Origin of the sequence: Pseudoalteromonas sp. GW168-MNA-CIBAN-0100 (assembly GCF_040309225.1) — a bacterium.
GTDB classification, from domain to species: Bacteria; Pseudomonadota; Gammaproteobacteria; order Enterobacterales; family Alteromonadaceae; genus Pseudoalteromonas; species Pseudoalteromonas arctica.
Map to the genome: position 1 here is coordinate 1 of NZ_JBEOOL010000995.1, position 242 is coordinate 242.

The window sequence follows — 242 nt, forward strand, 5'->3', positions numbered from 1 at the left end:
GAATAAATCAGGGTTTTTAGTTGCAAAGCCCGGATCGTTTACCAGCATTACTACCGTTTTGCCTTTAACATCTAAGCCTTCGTAATCGTTCCAGTTATACTCTGGTGCATTAACGCCGTAACCAACAAATACGAGCTCAGAGTTTTCAATTGCTTGGTTTTCGCTAATGCGACTACTGCCCATTACCATGTCTGTTTTGTATTGGTAGTTTTTACCACCAATTTTTGATACCAGGTCTGAGT

At 40.5% G+C, this 242-nt stretch carries 1 protein-coding gene; it reads right to left on the reverse strand.

The annotated features are described in order from the left end of the window. A partial coding sequence (locus AAEY62_RS24330; protein WP_502935570.1) for a protease-associated domain-containing protein occupies window positions 1-242 on the reverse strand: 242 nt, incomplete at both ends.